We start from the raw sequence: 25,504 nt of genomic DNA on the forward strand, positions 1-25,504 counted from the left end.
CGGAGCCTTCCCATGTCCTCCGACACCCTTGCCAAAGCCCCCGCGCCCCCCGTCCCCGCCGAGACCGACCGCATCGTCCCGCAGCGCCGGTACGGCCAGTGGGCGGCCGCCGCGGGCGTTCTCGTACTGCTCGGACTCGTCGTCGACTCGGTGCTGCGCAACGACGCCTTCCAGTGGGGAGTCGTCGCCGACTACTTCACCTCGACCGCGGTGCTGCGCGGACTGTGGCTCACCCTGTGGCTGACCGCGGTGGTGATGGTGCTCGGCTTCGCGCTGGGCACCCTGCTCGCCGCCGCCCGGCTCTCCGCCAACCCCGTGCTCAGAGCCGTCAGCTGGGGATACGTCTGGCTGTTCCGGTCGATCCCGATCCTGGTGCAGCTGTTGCTGTGGTTCAACATCGGGGCGCTCTACCCGCAGATCCTCGGGGTGCGGACCGTCGACCTGCTCGGCCCGGTCGCCGTCGCGGTCATCGGCCTGACCCTGCACGAGGCCGCGTACGCCGCCGAGGTGGTGCGCGGCGGGATCCTGTCCGTCGGCACCGGGCAGATCGAGGCCGCGCAGGCGCTCGGGCTGAGCCGGCTGCGGCGCTGGTGGCGGATCGTGCTGCCGCAGGCGATGCGCTCCATCGTGCCGCCCGCCGGGAACATGCTGATCGGCACCCTCAAGGGCACCTCAATCGTCAGCGTCATCGCCGTCCAGGACCTGCTGTACTCGACGCAGCTCGTCTACCACCAGACGTACCAGGTCATCCCGCTGCTGATGGTGGCCACCGTCTGGTACACCGTCGTCACCTCGCTGCTGAGCGTGGGCCAGTACTACGTCGAGAAGCGCTACGCGCGCGGTGCGGAGACCGCCCGATGAGAGCGTCCCTGGTGATCGTCGGAGCGGGACCGCGCGGGACCGGGGTCCTGGAGCGGATCGCCGCCAACGCCGCCGGCTCCGTGCCCGGCACCGGCCTCGACATCCACCTCGTCGACCCGTACCCGCCGGGCCCCGGCCGGATCTGGCGCACCGCGCAGTCACCCCTGCTGTGGATGAACTCCCGCGCCGAGGACGTCACCGTGTTCACCGACGACACCGTGGAGATGGCCGGACCCGTCCAGGAGGGACCCACCCTGCACGAGTGGGCCGGGCTCGCCGGCGACGCCTTCGTCGGCCGGCGGGTCCAGGGCACCTACCTCCGCTGGGCCTACGAACGTGCGGTCGCCGCGCTGCCGCCCGGAGTCGCCGTGCACCACCACCCGTGCCGGGCCCTGCGGGTCTCGGGACCCCGCGAGGGCCGGCAGCGGGTGTGGCTCGAGGGCAGACCGAGCCCCCTCCTCGCCGACCTGGTGATCCTCACCCTCGGCCACCTCGACGCCGAACCCGACGCCGAGCAGACCCACTTGAGCGAGTACGCCCGCGCCCACGACCTCGTCCACCTGCCGCCGGACTTCACCGCCGACAGCGACCTGAGCCCGCTGCGGCCCGGCGAGCCCGTCGTCGTGCGCGGCTTCGGGCTCGCCTTCGTCGACCTGATGGTGCTGCTCACCGAGGGGCGGGGCGGGCGGTACGACGGGGACACCTACGTCCCCTCGGGCAAGGAGCCGGTGCTGTACGTGGGTTCGCGGCGCGGAGTGCCGTACCACGCGAAGCTCGGCTACGGCCTGGACGGCGCCCCGCCGCCGCTGCCCCGGTTCTTCGGCCCTGCCGAGGCCGACGCGCTGCTCGCCCGGCCGGGCGGCATCGACTTCCGGCGGGACGTGTGGCCGCTGGTGGAGAGGGAGCTGGGCTTCGCCCACTACCACCGGCTGTTCACCGCCCACCCCGGGCGGACCGGCCTGGACTGGAGCACCTTCGAGGACAAGTACGCCGCCGCCGACGACCCGGCCGAGCGCGCCGCCCTCGTCGCCGCCGCCGTGTCCGACCCCGCCGACCGGCTGGACCTCGCCGCGCTCGACCGCCCGCTGGCCGGCGTGCGGTACGGGTCGCACGAGGCGTTCCAGGCCGGGCTGCGCGACTACGTCGAGGCCGATCTGCGGCGCCGCCACGACCCCGCGCACAGCCCCGACCTGGCCGTCTTCGGCGCCCTGCTCTCCGTATACGGCCAGCTGATGCGGCTCGGGGACATCGGCACCTGGTGGCACGGCTTCTTCAGTTACCTGGCGTCCGGGCCGCCCGGGCCCCGGCTGCGGCAACTGCTCGCACTGTCCCGCGCGGGCGTGCTGCGGTTCGTCGGCGCCGACATGGAAGTCCGCGCGCAGGACGGGGTGTTCCGGGCGTCGAGCCCGACCGTGCCGGGGTTCGCCGTCGAGGCGCGGGCGCTGGTCGAGGCGCGGCTGCCGGAGCCCACGGTGGCCCGGTCCCGGGAGCCGCTGCTGCGGGAGCTGTACGCCGACGGGGCCGACGCCACCCCCGACGGGCTGCTCCGCGTGGACCCGGTCGACGGACGGGTGCTGGACCGGGCCGGGCTGCCGCATCCGCGCCGGTTCGCGCTCGGCCCGCACACCGACGTCCGGGGCGCGGGCGCCTTCGTCCGGCCGCGTTCCGGCGGACCGGCGTTCCGGCAGAACGACGCGGCGGCGCGGGCGGCGCTGTCGTTCCTGCGGGCGTCGGCCGACCGTGCGGCCGCCTGAGCCGCCTCACCCGCGGCGGAAAGACCAGTGCGCCACGGCGCGCTCACACCTCGGGTCGCCTGACCCGGTATGGAAGGGTTGATGACATGACGACGGACGCGTCCGGCGAGTGGAAGCAGTGGCACGAGGGGCGCCTGGAGACGGTGTCCGCTCCCTACGGGCCGCTCGCGCTGACCGCGACCCACTGGCTGGAGGACTATCCGGAGGGGCGACTTCCGGACATCCCGGGGAACTGGACCGCCGACGGTGACGCGGTGGTCCTGACCGCCGGCGCCGGGGACGGCCTGACCGTCGACGGCGCACCCTTCGAGGGGCGGGTACGGCTCGCGGCCGACGCCGGCCCGGTGTCCGCCGCCCGGGTCGGCTACGGCGAACGACGGCTGGTCGTGCTCGTCCGCGAGGGGATCTGGGGGGTACGCGACTTCGACCCGGCGGCCGAGACGCGCCGGCTGTTCCGCGGCATCGAGGCCACACCGTACGATCCGCGCTGGTCGGTGCCGGGCCGCTTCACGCCGTACGACGACGACCGCACCGTCCGGGTGGAGAACGCGGACGGGAGGCGGCGCGGCCTCGGGCTGGGCGGGGAGCTGGCGTTCACCCTCGACGGGCGGGAGCACACCCTCCAGGTGACGGTGGAGGGCGACGGCTCGCTCTGGGCCGTCTTCGCCGACGCCACCAGCGGCGACAGCAGTTACCGCTTCCGGTTCCTGCGGCCGGCCGCGCCCGGCGCCGACGGCTCCACGACGGTGGACTTCAACCAGGCGCTGCTGCCGCCGTGCGCCTTCGCCGACCACTTCATCTGCCCCTTCCCGCCGCCGGGGAACACTCTGGTCGTGCCGGTCGCGGCAGGGGAGCGCAACCTGGTCTGACGGGTCATCAAGGCCGGTACGGGGGCCATTCCGCACAGTTCGTTCAATGCTTGACGGCCGAAAGGCACCCTTGCGCCTACCGGTCGTTCGGCCGAATACTCCCACAAGCGCTTGTCAGGGGCACGGCGTGTTCGGAATCCGGACGCCCGTGCCCCCGGCTGCGCCTCACGGGCCCCGACCCCACGCGGGCCCCCGACTTCCTTTGTGGAGGAACGAAAAGTGAGGATCAAGCGCACCACCCCTCGCAGCGGCATATCGAGACGGACCCGGCTGATCGCCGTTTCCACCGGACTCGTGGCCGCCGCCGCGGTCGCGGTCCCCAGCGCGAACGCGTCCGACGCCACCACGTTCAGCGCCACCGAGCTGAAGAGCGCCGGTGCCTCGGTGCTCAAGGCCGACGTCCCGGGCACCGCCTGGGCCGTCGACAGCAAGACCAACCGCGTTCTCGTGACCGTCGACAGCACGGTCTCCAAGGCCGAGATCGCGAAGATCAAGGAACAGGCCGGGGCCAACGCCGACGCGCTCACCATCAAGCGCACGCCCGGCAAGTTCACCAAGCTGATCCAGGGCGGCGACGCCATCTACGCGAGCAGCTGGCGCTGCTCCCTCGGCTTCAACGTCCAGAACAGCAGCGGCACCCAGTACTTCCTGACCGCCGGCCACTGCACCGACGGCGCGGGCACCTGGTACTCCAACTCGGGCCGCACCACGGTCATCGGCTCGACCGCGGGCTCCAGCTTCCCGGGCAACGACTACGGCATCGTCCGGTACACCGGGTCCGTCAGCCGGCCCGGCACCGCGAACGGCGTGGACATCACCCGGGCCGCCACGCCGAGCGTGGGCACCACCGTCATCCGCGACGGCTCCACCACCGGCACCCACAGCGGCCGCGTCACCGCCCTCAACGCCACCGTCAACTACGGTGGCGGCGACATCGTCTCGGGCCTGATCCAGACCACGGTCTGCGCCGAGCCCGGCGACTCCGGCGGCCCGCTCTACGGCAGCAACGGCACCGCGTACGGTCTGACCTCCGGCGGCAGCGGCAACTGCTCCTCCGGCGGCACGACCTTCTTCCAGCCGGTCACCGAGGCCCTGAGCGCGTACGGCGTCAGCGTCTACTGAGCCGTTCCGCGTTCGCAGCCGGCGATCTCGGGAGCCCCCGCACGCAACAGCGTGCGGGGGCTCTCCCTTTGGGGTCTCCGGGGTGGGAGGGGCAGAGGTGAAAATCAGTCAGGACTAGACCTCACCAACCCGTACACGGTTACTCACGCGTAGCGTTTGCAGTGCGAATTCCCCTGGGATGTAAGAGGAATACGCGGGGTGGTGAAGGGGCGAAGGGCGCGCGGTGGTCGCCATGTGCGCGTCCTGAAGTCGACCTTGTGCGCTCCCTGTGCGGTTCGGAAGAGTGGGCGCCCGTCAACCAAGCCTTCCGGCTCGTCGTGGTCCCCACAACCACCGTCGGGCCGACCCCCCACAGGAGGACGTGAGTTGAAGCACCGACGCATACCCAAGCGGCGGTTCGCCGTGGCAGGTGCGGGCATCGCCGCACTGGTCGCCGCGGGAGTCACCTTCCAGACTGCGAACGCGAGTGAGCCGTCGGAGACCCCGGAGCTCAAGACGCTGTCGGCGATCGCGGCCGGAAAGCTCGCCTCGACGCTGGGTCAGGACCTCGGCGCCGACGCGGCGGGCACGTACTACGACGCCCAGGACAAGAGCCTGGTCGTGAACGTGCTCGACGAGGCCGCCGCCGAGGTGGTCGAGGAGGCCGGCGCCCAGGCGAGAGTCGTCGAGCACTCCCTCGCCGAGCTGAAGAGCGCCCGTACGACACTCAAGCAGGACGCGGCCATCCCCGGCACCGCCTGGGTCACCGACCCGATCACCAACAAGGTCGTCGTCACCGCCGACCGCACCGTCTCCGCGGCCGAGTTCGAGAAGCTCGGCAAGGTCGTCGACGGTCTCGGCGCGGTCGCCGAACTCCAGCGCACCAAGGGGGAGTTCAAGCCCTTCATCGCCGGCGGTGACGCCATCACCGGCGGCAGCGGGCGCTGCTCGCTCGGCTTCAACGTGGTCAAGGGCGGGGAGCCGTTCTTCCTGACCGCCGGCCACTGCACCGAGGGTATCTCCACCTGGTCGGACTCCTCCGGCACCGTCATCGGTGAGAACGAGGCGTCCAGCTTCCCGGGTGACGACTACGGTCTCGTCAAGTACACCGCCGAGGTCGACCACCCGAGCGAGGTCAACCTCTACAACGGCTCGGCCCAGCAGATCAGCGGCGCGGCCGAGGCCACCGTCGGCATGGAGGTCACCCGCAGCGGTTCCACCACGCAGGTGCACTCCGGCAAGGTCACCGGCCTGGACGCCACCGTGAACTACGGCAACGGCGACATCGTCAACGGCCTCGTCCAGACCGACGTCTGCGCCGAGCCCGGCGACAGCGGCGGCGCGCTCTTCTCCGGTGACAAGGCCATCGGCCTCACCTCCGGCGGCAGCGGCGACTGCACCTCCGGCGGGGAGACGTTCTTCCAGCCGGTGACGGAGGCGCTGTCGGCGACGGGCACGCAGATCGGCTGACCCGTCCCGCACGTAGCGAAGTCCCGCCCCGCGCGAGGGGCGGGACTTTCGCGTGCGGCCCGCCGGCGGTGATCCTGGTGATGTGGACGGGAACCCGGTTTTCGACGGGGCCGAGCCGGTGGACGCGCTCGAGGTGGCGCCCACCCCCCGGACGGCGGTGGCGTGGCTGCCGCCGCGGGAGCTCTGGCCGGTGATCCAGGACATCCGCTGGGAGCACGATCCGCAGGTACGGCGGTGGCCGCCGCATGTGAATCTGCTGTTCGGCTTCGTGCCGGAGGAGGAATTCGCGCGGGCCCTGCCGCTGCTGTCCGCCGGGGCGGCGCGGTGCGCGGCGTTCCCGGCACGGCTGGCCGGAGTGCGCTGGTTCCGGCACCGGCACTACGCCACGGTGTGGCTCGACCCGGCCGCCGCGGACCGGGCGCAGTGGTCCCGCCTCCAGCGGGAGCTGGAACTGAGGTTCCCGCTCTGCCGGGGGCGCGGCGGCCGCTTCACCCCGCATCTGTCCCTCGGCCGCACCCAGGACCCGAAGCACCTGGCCGCCGAGTGCGCCGCCCGGCTCGGCACGCTGTCGGCGGTGGTCGACGAGGTGGTCCTGCTCTCCCGGCGCGGCGAGGAGCCGATGCGGGCCCGGGCCGGGATCGCGCTGGGGACGGGGGAGGTGCGCGGGTTGCGGGAGGGCCCGGGGGAAGACGCCCCCTGAGGCTCCTTCTCCGCGCGGGCCTACGGCACCTGCGTCGGCAGGGGCTCCTCCCGGCGTTTCCGGCGCAGTGCCGCCGCCGCCAGGGTGATCACGACGCCGGCCGCCGCCCATGCCGACAGCACCAGCAGGGCGCCGGTGGTGCCGTTGCCCTCGAAGTAGGCGATCGAGCGGGCGGCCCAGGTGCCCGCGCCCGGTGGCAGGGCCGGGCCGATCGCCTCCCAGAACGGTGGCAGCATCGGCAGCGGGAAGGCGCCGCCCGCGCTGGGGTTGCCCAGGACCACCACCAGCAGGATCGCGAGGCCGATGCCGACGATCCCGAAGAGCCCTTGGAGGGCGAGGGTCGCCGCGCCGACGGCGAAGATGACCAGTGCGCCGAGCCCCCACAGGGCCGCGACGCCGCCGGGCAGGGCGCCCAGGACCGGTCCGACGATGACCGCGCCGCCGAGCCCGCCGACGATCGCCACCACCGCCATCACGGCGAGCCGGATCACCGCGCGGCGCGGGTTGGCGGGCCGGGCGCCGGTGCTGATGGCGAGGATCGAGGCGCACAGGTAGCCGCCGACGCACCAGCCGACGACCAGGTAGAACGACGAGAGCCCGTCGAAGTCGTCGGGGGAGGCCGGGGCCACGTCCACGGTCCGCACCGTGCGCCCCTCGGCCTTCTCCAGGGTGGTGGTCAGCGTCGCCAGCGAGGTGGCGAGGACGGTGCCGCCGCCGGAGGCGACCAGGAGGGTGTCGGTGGTGCCGTGCGGGTTCAGGACCAGGGCGCCGTCGATGTCCCGGTTCCTGATCTGCTCGCGGGCGGTCTCCGCGTCGGCCACCGCGCGCGGGTCCAGCGGGTCGCCGGGCAGCCGCTCCAGCCGGGTCACCGCCTGCTGGGCGGCGGCCGGCTGCGCGACCACCCCGAAGGGCACGTCCTTCAGCCGGGGGTCGTGCAGCGCTCCCACGTACGAGGTGATGAACAGCAGCTGGAGGGCGATCACGCCGAGGACGAGCAGCGTGGCCCGCGGGGTGACGGCGTCCTTCACCTCTCGGAGGAACGTGGTCTGTGTCATGTCCCCACCGTCCGGGGAGACAGACGTTTCCGCAGGTGGGAGGGGCCCGAACGGTTGTCGTACACATGTTCGGGATTTGGTCTATGGTGGTGGTGAGCAGGTTGGGAACGGATGTTCGATAGCGGATGGCGGGAGGTGCGGATGCCGGGCTTCACGCATCTGCACACCGTCTCCGGGTTCTCCGTGCGCTACGGCGCCTCGCACCCGGAGCGGCTGGCCGAGCGTGCCTCCGAGCGCGGCATGGACGCCCTCGCCCTCACCGACCGCGACACCCTCGCCGGCACGGTCCGCTTCGCCAAGGCCTGCGCCCGCGCCGGCGTCCGCCCGCTGTTCGGCGCGGACCTGGCGGTGACCGCGCCCGAGCCGGACTCCGTACGGCCGGAGAGCCGGCGTCGCACCCCGGTGCGCGGCGGTGCCTTCATCGACGAGTCGACCCCGCGCGTCACCTTCCTCGCCCGCGACGGCGCCCGCGGCTGGGCCGACCTGTGCCGCCTCGTCACCGCGGCGCACCGGGGCGGCCCGGACATCCCCGCCCTGCCCTGGGCCGACAACCACGGTGACGGCCTCACCGTGCTGCTCGGTCCCGGCTCCGACGTCGGCCGGGCCCTCGCCGCGGGCCGCCCCGACCGGGCCGCGCGGCTCCTCGCCCCCTGGCGGGAGGTCTACGGCGACGCCCTGCGGCTGGAGGCCGTCTGGCACGGCCGCACCGGCACCGGGCCCGGCTCCCTGCGGCTGGCCGCCCGTACCGTCGGCTTCGCCGCCGAGCAGGGCGTCCGCCCGGTGCTCGGCAACGCCGTGCGGTACGCCGACCCCGGACAGGGCCGGGTCGCCGACGTCCTGGACGCCGCCCGCCGCCTGGTGCCGATCGACCCCGCCAAGGAACTGGACTCCGGTGAGGCCTGGCTCAAGGACGCGGACGCCATGCTGCACGCCGCCGAGCGGATCGTCCAGGCTGCGGGCTACCGGCGGGACACCGCCCACCGGCTGCTGGAGCAGACCCAGGCGACGGCCGCCGCCTGCCTGGTCGACCCCGAGGACGACCTCGGCATCGGCACCGTCCACTTCCCGGAGCCGCACCTGGTCGGCGCGGACCGCCGTACCGCCCAGCGGGTGCTCGCCTCCCGGGCGGCGGCGGGCATGGTGCTGCGCGGCTACACCGGCCGGCGCGCCTACTGGGAGCGGATGCACGAGGAACTGGACATCATCGCCCACCACGGCTTCGCCTCCTACTTCCTGACGGTCGCCCAGGTCATCGACGACGTACGGAGGATGGGCGTCCGGGTCGCCGCGCGCGGCTCCGGCGCGGGCTCCCTCGTCAACCATCTGCTCGGCATCGCGCACGCCGACCCGGTGGAGCACGGGCTGCTGATGGAACGCTTCCTGTCCAAGCGCCGGCTGGTGCTGCCCGACATCGACATCGACGTGGAGTCCGCGCGCCGCCTGGAGGTCTACCGGGCGATCATCGACCGGTTCGGCGCCGAGCGGGTCGCGACGGTCGCGATGCCGGAGACGTACCGGGTGCGGCACGCCATCCGTGACGTCGGCGCGGCCCTGTCCCTGGACCCCGCCGAGATCGACCGCCTCGCCAAGTCCTTCCCGCACATCCGCGCCCGCGACGCCCGCGCGGCTCTGGAGGAGCTGCCCGAGCTGAAGGAGCTCGCGGCTCGGAAGGAGCGGTACGGCACGCTGTGGGAGCTGGTCGAGGCGCTGGACGCGCTGCCGCGCGGGGTCGCCATGCACCCCTGCGGCGTCCTGCTCTCCGACGCCTCCCTGCTCTCCCGTACGCCGGTGATGCCCACCAGCGGCGAGGGCTTCCCCATGGCGCAGTTCGACAAGGACGACGTGGAGGACCTGGGGCTGCTCAAGCTGGACGTGCTGGGGGTGCGGATGCAGTCGGCGATGGCTCACGCGGTCGCCGAGGTGAAGCGGACGACGGGCGCCGAGGTCGACCTGGACGCCGTGCCGCCGGGCGATCCGGCGACGTACCGTCTCATCCGCTCCGCCGAGACCCTGGGCTGCTTCCAGATCGAGTCGCCGGGCCAGCGGGACCTGGTCGGCCGGCTCCAGCCGGCGACCTTCCACGACCTGGTCGTCGACATCTCCCTCTTCCGGCCGGGGCCGGTCGCCGCCGACATGGTGCGGCCGTTCATCGAGGCGCGGCACGGGCGGGCGCCGGTGCGCTATCCGCACCCGGATCTGGAGGGACCGCTGAAGGAGACGTACGGGGTCGTCGTCTTCCACGAGCAGATCATCCACATCGTCGACATCATGACGGGCTGCGGGCGCGCGGAGGCGGACCGGGTGCGGCGCGGGCTGTCCGACCCGGAGTCGCAGGGGCGGATACGGGTGTGGTTCGCCCAGCACGCGGCGGCCCGCGGCTACGACGCGGAGACGATCCAGCACACCTGGGAGATCGTCGAGGCGTTCGGCAGCTACGGCTTCTGCAAGGCGCACGCGGTCGCCTTCGCCGTGCCGACGTACCAGTCGGCCTGGCTGAAGGCGCATCACCCGGCGGCCTTCTACGCCGGGCTGCTCACCCACGACCCCGGCATGTATCCGAAGCGGCTGCTGCTGGCGGACGCGCGGCGGCGCGGGGTGCCGATCCTGCCGTTGGACGTGAACAAGTCCGGGGTCGCACACAGGATCGAACTGGTGTCTGAATCGGGTCCGCGTCCAGGGCTCTGGGGGCTCCGGCTGGCCCTCTCCGACGTCCACAACATCAGTGAGGCCGAGGCGAAGCGGATCGAGGGCGGACAGCCGTACTCCTCCCTGCTCGACTTCTGGGAACGGGCCCGCCCCAGCCGCCCGCTGGCCGCCCGGCTCGCCCAGGTCGGCGCGCTGGACGCGTTCGGCGCCAACCGCCGCGACCTGCAACTGCACCTGACCGAACTGCACCGCGGCGCCCGCGGCATGGGCGGCGGCGGAGGACAGCTCCCTCTGGCCGGCGGCCGCAGCACCGCCTCCGCCGGGCTGCCCGACCTCTCCGCGGAGGAACGGCTCAGCGCCGAACTCGGCGTGCTCTCCATGGACGCCTCACGCAATCTGATGGACGACCACCGCGCGTTCCTGCGCGAACTGGGCGTGGTCGGCGCACGCCGGCTGCGCGAGGCCCGGCACGGGGAGACCGTGCTGGTCGCGGGAGCCAAGGCGGCCACCCAGACCCCGCCCGTCCGGTCCGGCAGACGGGTCATCTTCACCACCCTGGACGACGGCACCGGCCTGGTCGACCTCGCCTTCTTCGACGACTCCCACGACGCCTGCGCCCACACCGTCTTCCACTCCTGGCTGCTGCTGGTGCGCGGGGTGGTCCAGCGGCGCGGCCCGCGCAGCCTCAGCGTGGTGGGCTCCGCCGCCTGGAACCTCGCCGAACTGGTCGAACTGCGCCGGGAGGAAGGGCTGGAGGGGGTCGCGGCCCGGCTCGCCGACGCGCCCGGCACCCCCGCGCCCGACACCCCCGCGCCCGACGACGGACAAGGGCCCGCGCGCGGGCGGCTCGCCGGTTCCGACGGGCTGCCCGCCCCGGCCGGCTCCGCCGCCCGGGACCGTATGGAGACCCACCGGTCCCGGACGATCCACATGCCCACCGGGTACGAGATGCACCCGTGGGCCGATCTGCGGCCCGCGGGACAAGAACCTTCGCGAACAAGGAAGTTGTGGCACCAGAGTCCGGGGAGTGCGGGATGACCATCCTCTGCGTACGTTTCCAGCTGCCGCCGATGTACGAGGCGGCCCTGCCGGGGCTGCTCGGGCTGCTGGAGGAGTTCACGCCGGTCGTCGAGGCGCTGCCGCCGGACGGGGCGCTCGCCGATCTGCGCGGCGCCGAACGCTACTTCGGACGTGACGCCGTCGAACTGGCCTCGGTGATCCGGGTCCGCGCCCTCGCCCACCACGGGATCGACTGCGTGATCGGCGCCGGCCCGGGCCCGATGCTGGCCCGGATCGCGCTGCGCGACGCCCGGCCCGGGGTGACCCGCGCGGTCCCCGCGGACGCCGTGGCGGAGTTCCTCGCCGACAAGCCCGTCGCCGTCCTGCCCGGCGTCGGCGCCGCGACCGCCCGCACCCTGTGCGAGTACGGCCTCGACACCCTCGGCCGGGTCGCCGCCGCGCCGCTGTCCACGCTCCAGCGCCTGGTCGGCGCGAAGGCGGGCCGCGACCTGCACGAGAAGGCGAACGGGATCGACCGCGGCCGGGTCGTGCCCAACGCCGTCTCCCGCTCCCTGGCCACGGAACGCCCCTTCGACCGCGACGAACTCGACCCGGAACGGCACCGCCGCGCCCTGCTCTCGGCCGCCGAGGAGATCGGCGCCCGGCTGCGCGCCGTGGAGAAGGTCTGCCGCACCCTCACCCTGACCGTGCGCTACGCCGACCGCTCCGCGACCACCCGCTCCCGCACCCTGACCGAGCCGACCGCCCACTCGGCGGCGCTGGCCAAGGCGGTGTACGGCATGTACGACGCCCTCGGCCTGCAGCGCGCCCGGGTCCGCGCGATCGCCCTGCGTGCCGAGGGCCTGGCCCCCGCCGAACAAGCCTCCCACCAGCTCTCCTTCGACCCCGTGGACGAGCGGGTCCGCCGGATCGAGGAGGTCGCCGACCGCGCGCGGGCGAAGTTCGGGCCGCGGGCGGTGATGCCGGGGAGACTGGCGGCGTAACCCGAGCCGGGCCGGGCGGGACGCGTCGGGCTCACGATCAACTAGCGCCGCCAGTTTTTACTGTCGCGTAACTTCCCGCTGAGGCTACTCACCCGTAACTTGACATGTGAACAGCATCCCGTGATCCGGATCACAGGGCGTAAGGCAGTCGTAACTCCTTCCCCACGAGCCGTCAGGAGATCACTCGATGCTGCCCTGGAACCGAATACGCAGATCCGTGGCTGCTTTGCTGCTGGTTGCCACGGCGACCCTGGTCCCCGCCGCCACCGCCCAAGCGTCCGACGCCCCCAGCAGCGGCTGGAACAACTGGTCGTGCAAGCCCTCCGCCTCCCACCCCCGCCCCGTCGTGCTGGTCCACGGCACCCTCGGCAACTCGGTCGACAACTGGCTGGGCCTCGCCCCGTATCTGGTGAAGCGCGGCTACTGCGTCTTCTCCCTCGACTACGGCCAGCTCCCCGGCGTCCCGTTCTTCCACGGGCTCGGCCCCATCGACAAGTCGGCGGAACAACTGGACGCGTTCATCGACAAAGTGCTCGACGCGACCGGCGCCGCCGAGACCGACCTCGTCGGCCACTCCCAGGGCGGCATGATGCCCCGTCACTACCTCAAGTTCCTCGGCGGAGCGGCCGAAGTGAACGCCCTCATCGGCATCGCCCCCGACAACCACGGCACCACCCTCAGCGGACTCACCAAGCTGCTGCCGTACTTCCCCGGCGCCGAGGACCTGCTCTCCACCGCCACCCCCGGACTCGCCGACCAGATCACCGGCTCCGACTTCCTCACCAAGCTGAACGAGGGCGGCGACACCGTGCCCGGCGTCCGCTACACCGTCCTCGCGACCAAGTACGACCAGGTCGTCACGCCCTACCGGAGCGGGTACCTGGAAGGGCCGGACGTACGCAACGTGCTGCTCCAGGACCTCTGCCCGGTCGACCTCTCCGAGCACCTGGCGATCGGGCTGTTCGACCGGATCGCCTTCCACGAGGTGGCCAACGCCCTCGACCCGGCCCACGCCAAGCCCACCACCTGCGCCTCCGCCTTCAGCTGAGCGCCGCCGGGGTCCGGCCGGCCTGAGCCGCCGTCCGGACCCCGGAAGTCCCGGTCGCCTCAGCGGCCGTGCCGGCCGCCGGTCACCGCCTTGCGGCGCACCGAGGCGAACAGAGCGGCCGCGCCGAGGGCCAGCGCCGCCGCGCCGCCGACCGCGATGTACGGGGTGCTGCTGTCGCCGCCGGTCTCCGCGAGCTTCTGCGAAGCACCCGCCGCCTTGGGCTGGTTGGCCTCCGAAGCGCCTTCCGCGTCACCCTCCGCGCCACTCTCCGCGTCGGCGCCCTCGCCGGCCGTCGTGTCGCTCTCCTGGGCCTTTGCCGCGGCCGGCTCCGCCGTCGTGTGCGGGTCGTCGTCGCCGTGACCGTGGTTCTCGACGGTCGACTTGTCGGCACCCTCCTCGATCTGCTCCTGGGAGGGAGCCGAGGCGGACGGGGCGGGGGCGGACGGAGCGGTCGACGAGGCAGGGGAGTCACCGCCGAAGGTGACGTCGGAGCAGGAGTAGAACGCCTCCGGGCTGTCCGACCGCTGCCAGACCGCGTACAGCACGTGCTTGCCGGTGCGCTCCGGAAGGGTGCCGGAGAACGTGTAGAACCCGCCCGACGCGGCCGGGTCGGTGACGGTGGCCACGGGATCGGCCAGATCCAGGTCGTCCCAGGCGAGCGGCTTGGAGGGGTCGTAACCCGGCTTCGTCAGATACACCTTGAAGGTGCCCTTGTGCGGGGCGGTCACGCGGTACCTGAAGGTGTACGAGCCGCTGCGCACGCTGGTCGCGGGCCAGTCGGCGCGGGCCAGGTCGAGGCCCTTGAACTCCTCGTTGTTCGCGCTGCACAGCTTGCCGTCCGGGATCCGCGCCTGGTGCTGCCCGGCGGCGTCGCCGATGCGGATGCCGTTCCAGTCGTACAGCGCCTGGGTGCCGCCCGCCGCGACCGCCGCCTTGCACGCGTTGGAGGACGGGCTCTCCGGGCCCTCGGCGTAGCACTGCGAGACCCGGCTGACCGGGTCGCCCATCGAACCGTGCGCGGACGCGGGTGCCGCGGACAGAGCGGTCAGGGCGAGCGGGCCGAGGCCGAGGGCGGCGACGGTGGCGGCGGCCTTGCGGCGGCGTGCGGGCATGGGGGAACTCCTAGACGCGGTTGCGGGCGGTTCTGATCCCGTGTGAACCCGGGTGTGATCCCGTGGGGGTGATCAGAAGCTAGCCCGAGGAAACCGCGAAATCGGCTGCCCAGGACGGCGGACGGAGATCCTTATGGTCCCGTTAAGGGAGTGCTCAGACTGCGCTGAGGTAGTTACCGTTCGGGGCATGAACGACGAGGAGATCCGGCCGGCCGTCGCCGCCGACGTACCGTCCGTGAAGTCCGTGACCGCCGCGGCGTACCACCCCTACGTCGCGCGGATCGGCGTGGTGCCGCAGCCCATGGAGGCGGACCACGCGGCGGACGTCGCCGCGGGGCGGGTGTTCGTCACCGGGGACCCGGTGACCGGCCTCGTCGTCCTGGACGCGTACGAGGACCATCTCTTCCTGGACAGCATCGCCGTGCACCCCGACGCCCATGGCGGGGGCGTGGGGCGGCGGCTGCTGCGGTTCGTCGACGCGCGCGCACGCGCGCTGGGTCTGCCCGAGATCAGGCTCTACACGAACGCGATGATGTGGGAGAACCAGAAGATCTACCCGAGGTACGGATACGAGGTCGTGGAACGGCGCGTGGACGGGCCCTACGACCGCGTCCACTACCGCAAGCTCCTGAACCGGCCCTGAGGGGCCGCGGGCCGGCCGGCCAGGGGTCAGCAGTCCGGCCACCACGTGCGGGCGATGTCCTTGCGCACCTCGGGGCGGCCGGCGGGGCGCTCGTCGGTCTCCTCACGCACCCGGCGGGCGTCGCTCTTCTTCAGGGGCTTCTGCACGGTCACACGGCGCATTGCTGCCTCCTCGTGGGTCCACCGGGTTCCGCGTTCTCACGGGGGTGGACCCGTTCGGCGAGACTTCCTCATCGCCGCCCGATTTGTCTGTGGCGGCAGTCACGATTCGGTTGTCCGTGGCGGGTGTCACCCCGACGGTGTCTGTAAACCACCGTGATCGGGTGACAGCGGGCTGTCACGCCAGGAGCGCGTCGAAGCCCTCCTTACGGGCCAGGGTCTCCAGCTCGTCCAGGGCCGCAACGGCCGCCGCGGCGGCGTGCGGGTCCCGCTCCGCGAGGCCGCTCTCGGCGAACTCGTCCTCGTCCAGCCGGAGCACCTCGGCACCGTCGGCGGAACGCCACAGGTCCAGGTCCAGGTCCTCGACCACCACCTCGGCGCCGGACCGGACCGCCGGCCGGGTGATGTCGCAGTACCAGCCCTTCAGCGCGCCCGAGGCCGCGCGGACCTCCTTCACGGAGTACCAGCGGTCCCGCCAGTAGTACTCGGTGAACACGTCCCCCGGCTCGAACCGCACGAAGCCGAAGTCACGGACCCCGGCACCCGCCCAGGGGGCCCGGACCGCGATCCGGACGCCGTCGTCACCGAGCAGCCGCGCCCCGTAACGGATCTTCGTACGGCCCGCCTTGACCAGGACCACCTCGACCTGGCTTCCGGTGTCAGCCGAGTTCGCGGACATAACGCACCTCCGTGGCGCAGATCTCGTACCCGAACCATTGGTTGATCGCGAGCATCGGCTCGTTCCCCGCGTCGTTCCCGGTGATCGCCTCCGTGTAACCCGCGGCCCGCGCCCGGTGCAGCGAGTCGTTCTTCGCGAGCTTGGCCAGGCCGCGGCCGCGGAAGGCGGCGGCGGTGCCGGTCATCGCCGAGGCGTAGCGGCGCCGGGCCGGGTCCGTGTAGGCCGCGCTGAAGGCGGCCGGACGACCGTCGACGACCGCGACCGAGGTCAGCTCCAGGTCGAGCAGCGGGTGGTTCCAGGTCTCCTCGACCCAGGCCTCGAAGTCGGTGAACTCCGCCGTGATGTCGCCCGGTTCGTCCGCGGTGGCCGCCGCGTCCAGCTCGAACACGGGCCGCGGGTCGTCCGCGTAGTCCGCGCCGGTCCGCAGTTCCACTCCCGGGGGCGGGCCCTGCGGCGGCGGCAGGGTGCCGCCGGCCAGGTCCAGGCGGAGGAAGTGCGCGGAGCGGCTGGCCCGGTAGCCGTGCCGCTCGGCGAAGCCGCGGTTCGCGGGGTCGTCCAGCACCCAGGAGAACAGCCGGGTCGCGCCCACCCCCGCCAGGTATTCCTCGGCGATGCGCACCAGCAGCGAGCCCGCTCCGTGCCCGGTCCGCTCCGGGTCGACGTACACGTTGAGACACCCCTGCCCCGGCTCCGGGCTGTCATGGGCGAGGCCGGCCTCGGCCGTGCCGATGACCTCGCCGTCCCGCTCGGCGACGAACTGCCGGAAGCGGGCGTCGGGGTGGGTGTGGGCCAGATGGTGCAGCACGGACTCCGGGGTGCTCAGCAGGTAGGGCAGCGCCCGGTGCCTGACCCGGATGAAAGCCTCGGCGTCGGCTCGGACCTCGGGGCGGAGATCGCGCACGATGACGGTCATGCGGCCGCACGCTACGCGGGGATCAAGGCCGGATGCCTCCCATTTTCCGGGGGCTGCGGGACAATCGCCCCGTGACGTTGAAGATCGACATCGATGACAGCGGCGTACCGCCGTACGAGCAGGTGCGGGTGCAGATCTCCGCGCAGGCGCGGTCGGGGGAGCTGCCGGTGGGCTACCGGCTGCCGACGGTGCGCGGGCTCGCGGAGTCGCTGGGCCTCGCGGCGAACACGGTCGCCAAGGCGTACCGGGCGCTGGAGACGGACGGGGTGATCGAGACCCGTGGCCGCAACGGGACGTTCGTCGCCGCGGCCGGCCCGGCGGCGGAGCGGGAGCTGGCGTCGGCGGCCCGGGCGTACGCGGAGCGGGCCCGGCGCCTGGGCGTTCCCCAGGAGGGCGCGCTGGACGCCGTACGGGACGCACTGCGGGCCGCGTACGAGGCGTAGGAACCTACCGGTGGACCCGGGTCGCCGACAGCGCGGCCGGTGTCCGCGTCACCGTGCGGCCCCTGGACGCCGCCAGCCTTCCGAAGGCCATCGCGTCCGCCACCGCCGCCCCGCCAGGGTCGTTGTTGAAGTACGTGTACACGTCCCGGCTGTCGTCGAACGCTTTCGCGACACGCCGCAGCCAGGTCTCCAGGGCCTGCCGGCCGTAGCGCGGCCACGGCCGGGCGCGGCCCTGGTGGAAGCGGACGTAACCCCAGTCCGCGGTGCGCCACAGCGGGGTGACCGGGCGGGAGAGGACGTCCGCCCAGCACAGGGCGGCGGCGCGGGACTCCAGCACCGCGCGGACCTCGGGCGTCCACCACGACTCGTGCCGTGGCTCGACGGCGACCCTGGTCGACGCCGGGAACCGGCGCAGGCACGCGTCCAGCAGGCCCGCGTCGGCCTTCAGCGTCGGCGGCAGCTGGAGCAGGACGGGGCCCAGCCGATCGGCGAGACCCGCCGCGTGGGTCATCAGCCGCTCCACCGGCTCCTCGGGGTCCTTCAGACGCTTGATGTGGGTCAGATACCGGCTGGCCTTGACCGCGACCACGAAGTCCGGCGGCACGCGCTCCCGCCACGCCTCGAAGGTCTCCCGCGTCGGCAGCCGGTAGAAGGCGTTGTTGATCTCGACGGTGGCGAAGTGCCGTGTGTACTCCTCCAGCCACAGGCGGGTGGGCACGTCGGACGGGTACAGCAGGCCCTTCCAGTCCTTGTACTGCCACCCCGACGTGCCGACATACAGAGGCATATCCCCATCAAAGCACTACACGGGCAGCCGCAGCACTCACAGGTACATCCCCGCCTCCACCCCGCCCCGCGGCTCCGGCAGCGCCGTCGGGGACGTGCCCCGGCGCAGCGCGTACAACTCGGCCAGCGTCGCGCCGTCCCGGCCGACGCCCTCGTCCGTGCCCAGCCAGCTCACCGCCTCGGCCCGGGTCAGCGCCCCCACCTCGATCCGGGCCAGACAGCGGCCGGGACGCACCACGGCCGGGTGCAGGCGCTCCAGGTCCTCGTTGGTGGTGACGCCGACCAGCACGTTGCGGCCCTGGCCGAGCAGCCCGTCGGTGAGGTTGAGCAGCCGGGACAGCGCCTGCCCGGCGGTGTGCTTCGCCTCCCCGCGGATCAGTTCGTCGCAGTCCTCCAGGAGCAGCAGCCGCCAGCGGCCCTTGCCCGCCGCGTCCTCCTCGCCGATCGCGATGTCCATCAGATAGCCGACGTCGGAGAACAGCCGCTCCGGGTCCAGCACGCAGTCCACCTGGCACCAGTCCCGCCAGGAGCGGGCCAGGGTGCGCAGCGCCGAGGTCTTGCCGGTGCCGGGCGGGCCGTGCAGCAGGAGCAGCCGGCCCGCGATGTCCTCGGGGGTGGTCTTCATCAGCCGGTCCATAGCCTCCGCGACCGGCGCCGTGTAGTTGGGCCGCACCTCGTCCCAGGTGCCCGCCGAGATCTGCCGGGTGGTGCGGTGCGGGCCGCGCCTCGGGGAGACGTACCAGAAGCCCATCGTGACGTTCTCCGGCTGCGGTTCCGGCTCGTCCGCCGCGCCGTCCGTCGCCGCGCTCAGCACCTGCGCCGCGAGGTCGGCGGTGGTCGCCGTCACGGTGACGTCGGCGCCCCGGTTCCAGCGGGACACCAGCAGCGTCCAGCCGTCGCCCTCGGCGAGGGTGGCGCTGCGGTCGTCGTCGCGGGCCACCCGCAGCACGCGCGCGTCCGGCGGCAGCAGGGTCGCCCCGGAGCGGACGCGGTCGATGTTCGCGGCGTGCGAGAAGGGCTGCTCGCCCGTCGCGAAGCGGCCGAGGAACAGCGCGTCGACGACGTCGGAGGGCGAGTCGCTGTCGTCGACGTTGAGCCGGATCGGCAGTGCGTCGTGTGGGTTCGCGGACATGCCGCCATGATCGGGCACCGGGGCGTCTCGTGCACCCGGTTTCCGAGGTGCGCGCGGAGTGTCGCCTTCCGTGCCGCTCGCCCCGCTGTGTCCCGTCCGCGCCCTTCGTCGCTCCTTGGTTGCTTCTTCACGACATCTGCCCCGACGCCCGCCCCCGCCGCTACTGTTGCCCTCGATGGGACGTCATGGGTGGGATTCGGGGGCACGGCGGTGGCGGCTCACCGCGTTGCTCGGCGTGTCGGTGGCCGTCGCGGCCCTGCTGGTGACCCTGTTCGGCACGCTGCCCGGCGGCGCGAGCACCGAGGGCACCTCGCCCGACGGCGACAAGGTGCACGGCACGCCCGTCACCCCGCCACAGCGGTACGGACCGGACGTCGGCTGGGGTTTCACGCACACCCAGTTCAGCGCCGACGAGGGCAGCCCCGAGGCGGTCGCCCGGGTCGAGGAACGGCTCCGGGACGCCGGGCTGCCGCAGAACCAGCACATCATGGGCTGGGGTGCCGACAACCCCGAGCCGGTGAAGGGGCGTTACGACTTCGACGCGCTGGACCTGCGGGTCGACTTCATGCGGGCCTCCGGCGCCACCCCGGTGATCACCCTGTGCTGCGCCCCGGACTGGATGAAGGGCGGCGAGGCCGGCGCGGACCGGACCGACTGGAGCCAGGCCGCCCTGGAGACGGCGCCCGAGCCCGGGCACTACGACGACTTCGCGGCGCTCGCCGCGACCGTCGCCAAGCGCTACCCCGACGTACGGCACTTCATCGTCTGGAACGAGTTCAAGGGCTTCTGGAACGACGCCGAGCACCGCTGGGACCACGAGGGCTACACCCGGATGTACAACCTCGTGTACAAGGCGCTGAAGGCCGTCGACGAGGACATCATGGTCGGCGGCCCCTACCTGGTCATGGACAGCCTCGATCCCCGCCAGCAGCACGCCTCGACCGGCCTCAGGGGTCCCTGGGGGGCCGTGGACCAGCGGGTCCTGGACGCCTTCGACTACTGGAACCGGCACAAGGCGGGCGCCGATTTCGTCGTCGTGGACGGTTCCAGCTACACCCGGGACGACGAGCTGCTGCCCGACGAGTTCACCGCCACCGACAAGTTCACCGCGGTGGGGGAGTGGGTGCGCGGACGCACCGGCGGCGAACTGCCGCTGTGGTGGGCGGAGTACTACGTCGAGCCCGCCGACGGCAACGACGACCGCCACGGCTGGTCCGAGACCCGCCGGGTCGCCGTCCAGGCCGCCGGGATGATCGCCATGGTACGGGGCGGTGCCTCCTCCGGCTTCTACTGGAACCCGGAGGCGGAGCGGGGCCCCGAGTGCCCCGGCTGCCTGTGGACCCCGACCGGCACCGCGAGCGGCGGCGGCGAGCTGCCCATGCACGACCTCGTCTCCCGGTTCGCCGCAGCGTTCCCGCCGGGCACGGCCTACGACGATCTGACCGTCGACCGCCGGGTCCGCGCCCTCGCCACCGACCGGACGGTCCTCGTCGTCAACACCCGCGACCGGGCGATCAGCACGAAGGTCGACGGGCGGACCGTCGACCTCCAGGCCTACGAGGTGAAGTGGCTGACCCGCTAGCGGGACCGGCCACCGGCGTCTGCCGCGCACCTCTCACTTGATCGTCAGGAACCGCTGCACCAGCGAGGCCAGCAGCACCGCCAGCAACGGCAGCGAGAACCAGAAGCTGCCCTGGAGGCGGCGCAGCTGCCGTACCCCCGGCCGCACCGCGACCCGCAGCACCTCCCGGGCCGCGAGCAGCACGATCAGCGCGGCCGCCGCCAGCGCCCCGACCACCGACCACGGCGTCCAGGTCACCCGCGGCCCCGCCGGTCCGGGATCCGGCTCGGGAACGGGCCCCGCGGGACGCTCGCTCAGCGCGTACATCGTGACGTCCTCGTTGACGAGGACCTTCCGCAGCTCCGGGCGCCGGTCCAGGTTCCGGATCAGCCGCGGCTCCCAGGTCGTGGCATACCCGACGTCCATCGTCAGATACGTGACCTGACTGCGGTTGACCATCAGGTACGAGTTCGGGCCGGCGTCCTTGAGCGCCTTCACCAGCCCCGACACCAGCACCGGGTCGGTCGGTGCGAGCGTCGGCACGTACTCCACCTTCTCCATGTCCCGCGCGCCCCACGGCATCGCCGGTGTCACGTTCTCGAAGGTGTCGTTGCTCAGCCACAGCAGCCGCACGCTCGGATCGTCGTGCGCGTACACGTACTCCATGGCGGCGACCTCGCCGGGCCGGATCCGCTCGAACGGCTCGTTGCCCCAGCGGGCCACCAGGAAGCCGCCCATGAGCACCAGGCCGGCCATCAGCGCCGCCAGCGGGGCGAGACTGACCCGGTCCCGGTCGCGTTCCTTCGCGGTGACGCCGGTGCGCGGGAACAGCGCCAGGCCGGCCAGCAGGGCCGCGCCGGGCAGCGCGAACATGAACACGCGCAGCGCCATCTCGCCGCCGTACGACTGCATGCCGAAGCCGAGGAACGGCACGAAGACGAGGACCGGCAGCGCACGCTCCCGGTACCGGTGGTCGCGCCGCCGCCACCAGCCCCAGCAGGCCAGCGCCAGCACCCCGCCGGCCAGCGCCACCCGCGCGTACAGCACCAGCTTGTGCGTGGAACTGCCGCCCTCGATCCGGCCGGACACCGACGAGGAGACATTGCCGCCGACCCCGCCGATCCCGCCGAACATCTCGTCGAAGTGCCCCGACCAGTACGGCTCCGCCATGAAACCGATCCAGGACACCACCGCCACCCCGAACAGCACGGGCAGCCCGCGTAGTTCGCAGCGGCCGACGAGGACCAGCACGGTGACCACGCCCAGCATCACGAACGGGGTGAGCTGATGGGCGGGCACGCTCGCCATGAACAGGCCGATCACCACCAGCAGCAGCACCGCCCGCTGCCGCCGGTTCACCGGCTCGACCTCCGCCTCGCCGGGCCGCAGTCTCGTCCAGATCACGCGCGGCGCGCGGAACCACACCAGCAGGATCGCCACGAAGACCAGGTAGAGGAGATAGGTGAAGCCCTGCGGGGAGAAGTAGTCCTGGCCCACCCAGCCGCTCAGCACGAAGATCCACATGCCGGTCCAGCGGGCCCGCCAGCTCGCCCGCAGCGAGCGGGTCAGCAGGAACACCGGCGCCAGGTACAGCAGCTGGATGCCCGTCGGCCACCAGCGGATGACCTCGGTGAAGTCGGTGACCCCGCAGGCCTCGGCGACGAACGCGGCCGCCGCGAAGAAGCCCGGCCAGCTCCACCGCGCGTCCAGGTCGGGCACGGCCGTCCCGGTCCGGTCGATGTGGTCGAGGAAGCCCAGGTGCTGCCAGGCGGTCGCGAACCGCGGTTCGGTCTCGACGACGGCGGGCAGCGCGTGCAGCGAGACCACCGTCGCCAGCAGGGTCACCAGCAGCAGCGCCCGGTGCTCGCGCCCCAGCCAGAGCAGCGAGGCGAACACCACCACCAGCAGGCCGGCGCCGACCAGCGTCGGGGTGGGCAGCACGGAGATCAGCCCGAGTCCGCCCATCCGGTCGAGGTCGGCCTCGCCGAGCCGGGCGGCGGGCACCCAGTACAGCAGCAGCGCGGCGACCAGCAGACAGCCGAGGACCACGCCGAGGCGGGTGGGCATCAGACGCTGCCGGCGGGCCATCGGCGGCGCGGGCGGTGCGGGCGGCGGAACCGCCGCTTCGGCGAGCTGCACGAGCTGCGCCACGTCCTTCTTCTCCGAGGTCTCCGGCTGCTCGGTCCGGTGCGGGGGCTCGGCGTCCGCTTCGAACGGCGCGTCCACGTCCGCGTCGGCCGGAACGGGGATGCCCGCCGGTGGTGTGCCCGGCCCCGGGCGGACGTCCGGGCGGCGTTCCAGATGGTCGAAGTCGACGTGGACGCCGAGGGCGAGGGTGTCGGTGTCGAGCGCCCAGCCCGGGCCGCGGCGGCGGGTCGGGGGCGCGGTGCCGGCCTCGCGCGCCGGCGGGTCGGCGACGTCTCCGTCCGGTGCCGTCATCTCGGGGCGGCCGGCGCCGGACGGTACCGCCCGGACGGTCCGGTACAGCCTGGGCGCGGCGATCGCCACGATCACCGCGAGGCTGACGATCTCCGCGACGCCCGCGCCGGTCAGCCCCATCCGGGGGAGGAGCAGCAGCGTCAGCCCGAGCACCAGCGCGCACAGCAGGCCCTGCAACCAGGCGAGTCCCGCCGTACGGCTCTGGGCGCGCAGCACCGCGAAGTACGTCTCCATCACCACCCGCAGCACCGCGCCGACCGCGAACCAGCGCAGCAGCGGCGTGGCCGCGTCCGCGTAGCCAGCCCCGAAGACGCCGAGGATCCACGGGGCGCCGAAGAACAGCACGGCGCAGACCGGGAGCATGATCTTGGCCATGCGGCGCAGCGCCGCACGGGTGTTGGCGGCGAGCCGGCCCGGGTCGTGCGAGCCCTCGACGGTCAGCGAGGCGCCCATGTTGATGGCGAGCAGGTTGACCGTGCCGCCGATGGTCGCGGTGATGTAGAAGTACGCGTTGTCCTCGGAGCTGACCTGCGCGGCCACGATCACCGGGACGAGGTAGACGACGGCCAGCGAGAACAGCGATCCGGTGTAGTCGCCCGCGAGGAACCGGCCCACCTCCCGCAGCGACGGCGGCCTCACGTGCTCCTCGGTCGCCGCCACATGCCGGGGCACCAGCCGCCGGAACACCAGCCAGCCCAGCGGCAGCACGGACACCGCGATCGCCGCCACCCACGACACGAACACGCCGGTCGTCGGGACGGCCGCCGCGAACGCGACCAGCAGGCCCAGCTTGACCGCGGAGAACGCGGTGTTGCCGACCGGCACCCACAGCGCGCTGCGCAACCCGGTCAGCACCCCGTCCTGCAGCGTGAGCAGATTCCAGGCGATCACCGCGACGACGAACCCCAGCCCGTTCACCGGCCCGTCCAGGAAGCCGTACGAGGGCCCCCACAGGTCCAGCGTCAGCAGGAACACCCCGGCCGCCAGCGCCACCATCAGCGAACTGCCCGCGTAGGTGCGGAAGATGAGCCGGCCGGTGGTGCGCCCGGCGACCGGGATGAACCGGGCCAGGGCACCGGTCAGGGTCACCGCGGTCAGACCCGCGAGGAGTTTCATCGCGGCGATCGCGGCGGAGCCCTGGCCGACCGCCGACTCGGAGTAGTAGCGGGCGGCCGCCAGCCAGAAGCCGAGACCCAGCACCGCGGAGATCCCGGTGTTGAGCATCAGCGCGTAGGCGTTGCGGAACAGCTGGCCGCCGCCCGGCCGCCCGGGCGTCGCCTGTTCCGGTTCGGCGGACGTCGTGGCCTGCGCTGCGGTGGTCGTGTCAGACACGGGAACGGATGGCCTTCCGGCGGACCTGTCGGGCTCTGCGGACCATGGCGTACCCCTTGGTCAGGGCACGGTCGGTGGCGAACGTACGGGCGATCGCGCGGCCCTCGACCAGCCGCGCGAACTCCTCGATCCCGGTGCCGCGGCGCACGGTGACCCGGCGCAGCGCGTACGGCCCCTGGCGGCGCCGGGCCAGCTCGTTGCCGACGGCGAGCGCCTGGGCGAACCCGGCCGCCCGCACCTCCCGCCGGACCCGGCGGCTGGAGTAGCCGTACGGGTAGGCGAAGGACAGCGGGAGCGCGCCGAGTTCACCGGCGACCAGGTCGCGGCAGCGGGTCAGCTCGAAGCGCAGCGCGTCGTCGTCCAACTGGTCGAGCTGCGGATGGCTGTGGCTGTGCCCGCCGACCTCCACACCCGCGGCGGCCAGTTCGCGCACCTGGTCCCAGTCGAGCATGGTGTCCAGGGCGCCCCCGGTGTCGTGCGGGCCGCGCAGCCAGCCGGTGGAGACGAACAGCGTGGCCGGGAAGCCGTGCTTGGCGAGCACCGGCAGGGCGTGCCGGTGGACGCCCGCGTAGCCGTCGTCGAAGGTGACCAGGACCGGGCGGCTCGGCAGCGGGCGCCCGGCGCGCCAGCGGGCGGCCAGGTCGGCGGTGGTCACCGGGGTCAGGCCCAGGTCGCCGACCAGCTCCATCTGGGCGGCGAACGCCTCGGGAGCGACGGAGAGGGCGCGGGTGGCGTCGTTCGGGTCGGTGGCGACCGCGTGGTACATGAGGATCGGCACACCGGTCTCCGCGGTCATCCG

At 73.0% G+C, this 25,504-nt stretch carries 21 protein-coding genes; 12 read left to right on the forward strand and 9 right to left on the reverse strand.

Translation table 11 applies throughout. The features are described from left to right. The first annotated feature begins 12 nt into the window (after positions 1-12). The 6 genes from ACSU6L_RS29715 (at position 13) to ACSU6L_RS29740 (ending at position 6,755) form a co-directional block, all read left to right on the forward strand. Positions 13-861 carry an amino acid ABC transporter permease gene (locus tag ACSU6L_RS29715; protein ID WP_437061716.1) on the forward strand — a complete coding sequence of 283 codons (849 nt, stop codon included), beginning with the start codon at positions 13-15 and terminating at the stop codon, positions 859-861. Beyond that, a complete protein-coding gene (locus ACSU6L_RS29720) occupies positions 858-2,615 on the forward strand; it encodes an FAD/NAD(P)-binding protein (RefSeq protein WP_437061718.1) in 1,758 nt (585 codons plus the stop codon). The genes ACSU6L_RS29715 and ACSU6L_RS29720 overlap by 4 nt, the downstream gene beginning before the upstream one ends. 86 nt (positions 2,616-2,701) lie before the next feature. Further along, the gene (locus ACSU6L_RS29725; RefSeq protein WP_437061720.1) at positions 2,702-3,484 is read left to right on the forward strand and encodes a DUF1684 domain-containing protein; all 783 of its coding nucleotides are present in this window, start codon (positions 2,702-2,704) and stop codon (positions 3,482-3,484) included. Positions 3,485-3,703: 219 nt separating this feature from the next. Then, positions 3,704-4,606: a S1 family peptidase gene (locus ACSU6L_RS29730; protein WP_365517544.1), complete on the forward strand. Its 903-nt coding sequence runs from the start codon at positions 3,704-3,706 to the stop codon at positions 4,604-4,606. Positions 4,607-4,972: 366 nt separating this feature from the next. Further along, a complete protein-coding gene (locus tag ACSU6L_RS29735) occupies positions 4,973-6,055 on the forward strand; it encodes a S1 family peptidase (RefSeq protein WP_437061723.1) in 1,083 nt (360 codons plus the stop codon). An 82-nt stretch (positions 6,056-6,137) separates the two neighbouring features. Continuing rightward, positions 6,138-6,755 (forward strand): 2'-5' RNA ligase family protein, encoded by a 618-nt coding sequence (locus tag ACSU6L_RS29740; RefSeq protein ID WP_437061725.1) that lies wholly within the window; start codon positions 6,138-6,140, stop codon positions 6,753-6,755. A gap of 20 nt (positions 6,756-6,775) precedes the next feature. On the opposite strand, the gene ACSU6L_RS29745 is transcribed toward ACSU6L_RS29740, so the two are convergent. Beyond that, positions 6,776-7,810 carry a DUF3533 domain-containing protein gene (locus tag ACSU6L_RS29745; RefSeq protein ID WP_437061727.1) on the reverse strand — a complete coding sequence of 345 codons (1,035 nt, stop codon included), beginning with the start codon at positions 7,808-7,810 and terminating at the stop codon, positions 6,776-6,778. 141 nt (positions 7,811-7,951) lie between these two features. Here ACSU6L_RS29745 and ACSU6L_RS29750 point away from each other — a divergent pair, with 141 nt between their 5' ends. The 3 genes from ACSU6L_RS29750 (at position 7,952) to ACSU6L_RS29760 (ending at position 13,507) form a co-directional block, all read left to right on the forward strand. After that, the gene (locus tag ACSU6L_RS29750) at positions 7,952-11,494 is read left to right on the forward strand and encodes a DNA polymerase III subunit alpha (protein ID WP_437065117.1); all 3,543 of its coding nucleotides are present in this window, start codon (positions 7,952-7,954) and stop codon (positions 11,492-11,494) included. Continuing rightward, a complete protein-coding gene (locus tag ACSU6L_RS29755) occupies positions 11,491-12,459 on the forward strand; it encodes a DNA polymerase Y family protein (RefSeq protein ID WP_437061729.1) in 969 nt (322 codons plus the stop codon). The genes ACSU6L_RS29750 and ACSU6L_RS29755 overlap by 4 nt, the downstream gene beginning before the upstream one ends. A gap of 187 nt (positions 12,460-12,646) precedes the next feature. After that, positions 12,647-13,507, forward strand: coding sequence for an esterase/lipase family protein (locus ACSU6L_RS29760; RefSeq protein ID WP_437061731.1), 861 nt, complete (start codon positions 12,647-12,649; stop codon positions 13,505-13,507). A gap of 59 nt (positions 13,508-13,566) precedes the next feature. Here ACSU6L_RS29760 and ACSU6L_RS29765 read toward each other — a convergent pair whose 3' ends face one another. Continuing rightward, a complete protein-coding gene (locus ACSU6L_RS29765; RefSeq protein ID WP_437061733.1) occupies positions 13,567-14,619 on the reverse strand; it encodes a lytic polysaccharide monooxygenase in 1,053 nt (350 codons plus the stop codon). 187 nt (positions 14,620-14,806) lie between these two features. Between ACSU6L_RS29765 and ACSU6L_RS29770 the strand changes: the two genes are divergently transcribed. Next, positions 14,807-15,262, forward strand: coding sequence for a GNAT family N-acetyltransferase (locus ACSU6L_RS29770; protein ID WP_437061735.1), 456 nt, complete (start codon positions 14,807-14,809; stop codon positions 15,260-15,262). Positions 15,263-15,288: 26 nt separating this feature from the next. On the opposite strand, the gene ACSU6L_RS29775 is transcribed toward ACSU6L_RS29770, so the two are convergent. The 3 genes from ACSU6L_RS29775 to ACSU6L_RS29785 form a co-directional block, all read right to left on the reverse strand. Beyond that, the gene (locus tag ACSU6L_RS29775) at positions 15,289-15,423 is read right to left on the reverse strand and encodes a hypothetical protein (RefSeq protein ID WP_437061737.1); all 135 of its coding nucleotides are present in this window, start codon (positions 15,421-15,423) and stop codon (positions 15,289-15,291) included. 175 nt (positions 15,424-15,598) lie between these two features. Continuing rightward, entirely contained in the window at positions 15,599-16,099 is a 501-nt protein-coding gene (locus ACSU6L_RS29780) for a DUF402 domain-containing protein (protein WP_437061739.1), read from the reverse strand. After that, entirely contained in the window at positions 16,080-17,012 is a 933-nt protein-coding gene (locus ACSU6L_RS29785) for an N-acetyltransferase family protein (protein WP_437061741.1), read from the reverse strand. The genes ACSU6L_RS29780 and ACSU6L_RS29785 overlap by 20 nt, the downstream gene beginning before the upstream one ends. 71 nt (positions 17,013-17,083) lie before the next feature. Between ACSU6L_RS29785 and ACSU6L_RS29790 the strand changes: the two genes are divergently transcribed. Beyond that, positions 17,084-17,455 (forward strand): GntR family transcriptional regulator, encoded by a 372-nt coding sequence (locus ACSU6L_RS29790; RefSeq protein WP_437061743.1) that lies wholly within the window; start codon positions 17,084-17,086, stop codon positions 17,453-17,455. A gap of 4 nt (positions 17,456-17,459) precedes the next feature. Here ACSU6L_RS29790 and ACSU6L_RS29795 read toward each other — a convergent pair whose 3' ends face one another. Both ACSU6L_RS29795 and ACSU6L_RS29800 read right to left on the reverse strand, forming a co-directional pair. Continuing rightward, positions 17,460-18,242 (reverse strand): DUF72 domain-containing protein, encoded by a 783-nt coding sequence (locus ACSU6L_RS29795; protein ID WP_437061745.1) that lies wholly within the window; start codon positions 18,240-18,242, stop codon positions 17,460-17,462. 36 nt (positions 18,243-18,278) lie between these two features. Beyond that, positions 18,279-19,373 (reverse strand): DUF5925 domain-containing protein, encoded by a 1,095-nt coding sequence (locus ACSU6L_RS29800; protein WP_437061747.1) that lies wholly within the window; start codon positions 19,371-19,373, stop codon positions 18,279-18,281. A 175-nt stretch (positions 19,374-19,548) separates the two neighbouring features. Between ACSU6L_RS29800 and ACSU6L_RS29805 the strand changes: the two genes are divergently transcribed. Then, on the forward strand, positions 19,549-20,955 hold the full coding sequence (locus ACSU6L_RS29805; RefSeq protein WP_437061749.1) for a GH39 family glycosyl hydrolase: 1,407 nt from the start codon (positions 19,549-19,551) through the stop codon (positions 20,953-20,955). Positions 20,956-20,988: 33 nt separating this feature from the next. On the opposite strand, the gene ACSU6L_RS29810 is transcribed toward ACSU6L_RS29805, so the two are convergent. Both ACSU6L_RS29810 and ACSU6L_RS29815 read right to left on the reverse strand, forming a co-directional pair. Then, positions 20,989-24,705 (reverse strand): lipopolysaccharide biosynthesis protein, encoded by a 3,717-nt coding sequence (locus ACSU6L_RS29810; RefSeq protein ID WP_437061751.1) that lies wholly within the window; start codon positions 24,703-24,705, stop codon positions 20,989-20,991. Then, entirely contained in the window at positions 24,698-25,501 is an 804-nt protein-coding gene (locus ACSU6L_RS29815) for a polysaccharide deacetylase family protein (RefSeq protein WP_437065118.1), read from the reverse strand. Before ACSU6L_RS29815 ends, ACSU6L_RS29810 begins: the two co-directional genes overlap by 8 nt. Between the last annotated feature and the right edge of the window lie 3 nt (positions 25,502-25,504).

It is taken from the genome of Streptomyces sp. enrichment culture, assembly GCF_964272855.1.
Taxonomy (GTDB): Bacteria; Actinomycetota; Actinomycetes; order Streptomycetales; family Streptomycetaceae; genus Streptomyces.

What these genes read in the sequence shown, in the direction of transcription:
- ACSU6L_RS29720 (WP_437061718.1), top strand. Translation starts at nt 858, where the DNA reads ATGAGAGCGTCCCTGGTGATCGTCGGAGCGGGACCGCGCGGGACCGGG.
- ACSU6L_RS29760 (WP_437061731.1), top strand. Translation starts at nt 12,647, where the DNA reads ATGCTGCCCTGGAACCGAATACGCAGATCCGTGGCTGCTTTGCTGCTG.
- ACSU6L_RS29795 (WP_437061745.1), bottom strand. Translation starts at nt 18,242, where the DNA reads ATGCCTCTGTATGTCGGCACGTCGGGGTGGCAGTACAAGGACTGGAAG.
- ACSU6L_RS29785 (WP_437061741.1), bottom strand. Translation starts at nt 17,012, where the DNA reads ATGACCGTCATCGTGCGCGATCTCCGCCCCGAGGTCCGAGCCGACGCC.
- ACSU6L_RS29775 (WP_437061737.1), bottom strand. Translation starts at nt 15,423, where the DNA reads ATGCGCCGTGTGACCGTGCAGAAGCCCCTGAAGAAGAGCGACGCCCGC.
- ACSU6L_RS29745 (WP_437061727.1), bottom strand. Translation starts at nt 7,810, where the DNA reads ATGACACAGACCACGTTCCTCCGAGAGGTGAAGGACGCCGTCACCCCG.
- ACSU6L_RS29755 (WP_437061729.1), top strand. Translation starts at nt 11,491, where the DNA reads ATGACCATCCTCTGCGTACGTTTCCAGCTGCCGCCGATGTACGAGGCG.
- ACSU6L_RS29750 (WP_437065117.1), top strand. Translation starts at nt 7,952, where the DNA reads ATGCCGGGCTTCACGCATCTGCACACCGTCTCCGGGTTCTCCGTGCGC.
- ACSU6L_RS29770 (WP_437061735.1), top strand. Translation starts at nt 14,807, where the DNA reads ATGAACGACGAGGAGATCCGGCCGGCCGTCGCCGCCGACGTACCGTCC.
- ACSU6L_RS29765 (WP_437061733.1), bottom strand. Translation starts at nt 14,619, where the DNA reads ATGCCCGCACGCCGCCGCAAGGCCGCCGCCACCGTCGCCGCCCTCGGC.
- ACSU6L_RS29715 (WP_437061716.1), top strand. Translation starts at nt 13, where the DNA reads ATGTCCTCCGACACCCTTGCCAAAGCCCCCGCGCCCCCCGTCCCCGCC.
- ACSU6L_RS29815 (WP_437065118.1), bottom strand. Translation starts at nt 25,501, where the DNA reads ATGACCGCGGAGACCGGTGTGCCGATCCTCATGTACCACGCGGTCGCC.
- ACSU6L_RS29725 (WP_437061720.1), top strand. Translation starts at nt 2,702, where the DNA reads ATGACGACGGACGCGTCCGGCGAGTGGAAGCAGTGGCACGAGGGGCGC.
- ACSU6L_RS29805 (WP_437061749.1), top strand. Translation starts at nt 19,549, where the DNA reads ATGGGACGTCATGGGTGGGATTCGGGGGCACGGCGGTGGCGGCTCACC.
- ACSU6L_RS29780 (WP_437061739.1), bottom strand. Translation starts at nt 16,099, where the DNA reads ATGTCCGCGAACTCGGCTGACACCGGAAGCCAGGTCGAGGTGGTCCTG.
- ACSU6L_RS29800 (WP_437061747.1), bottom strand. Translation starts at nt 19,373, where the DNA reads ATGTCCGCGAACCCACACGACGCACTGCCGATCCGGCTCAACGTCGAC.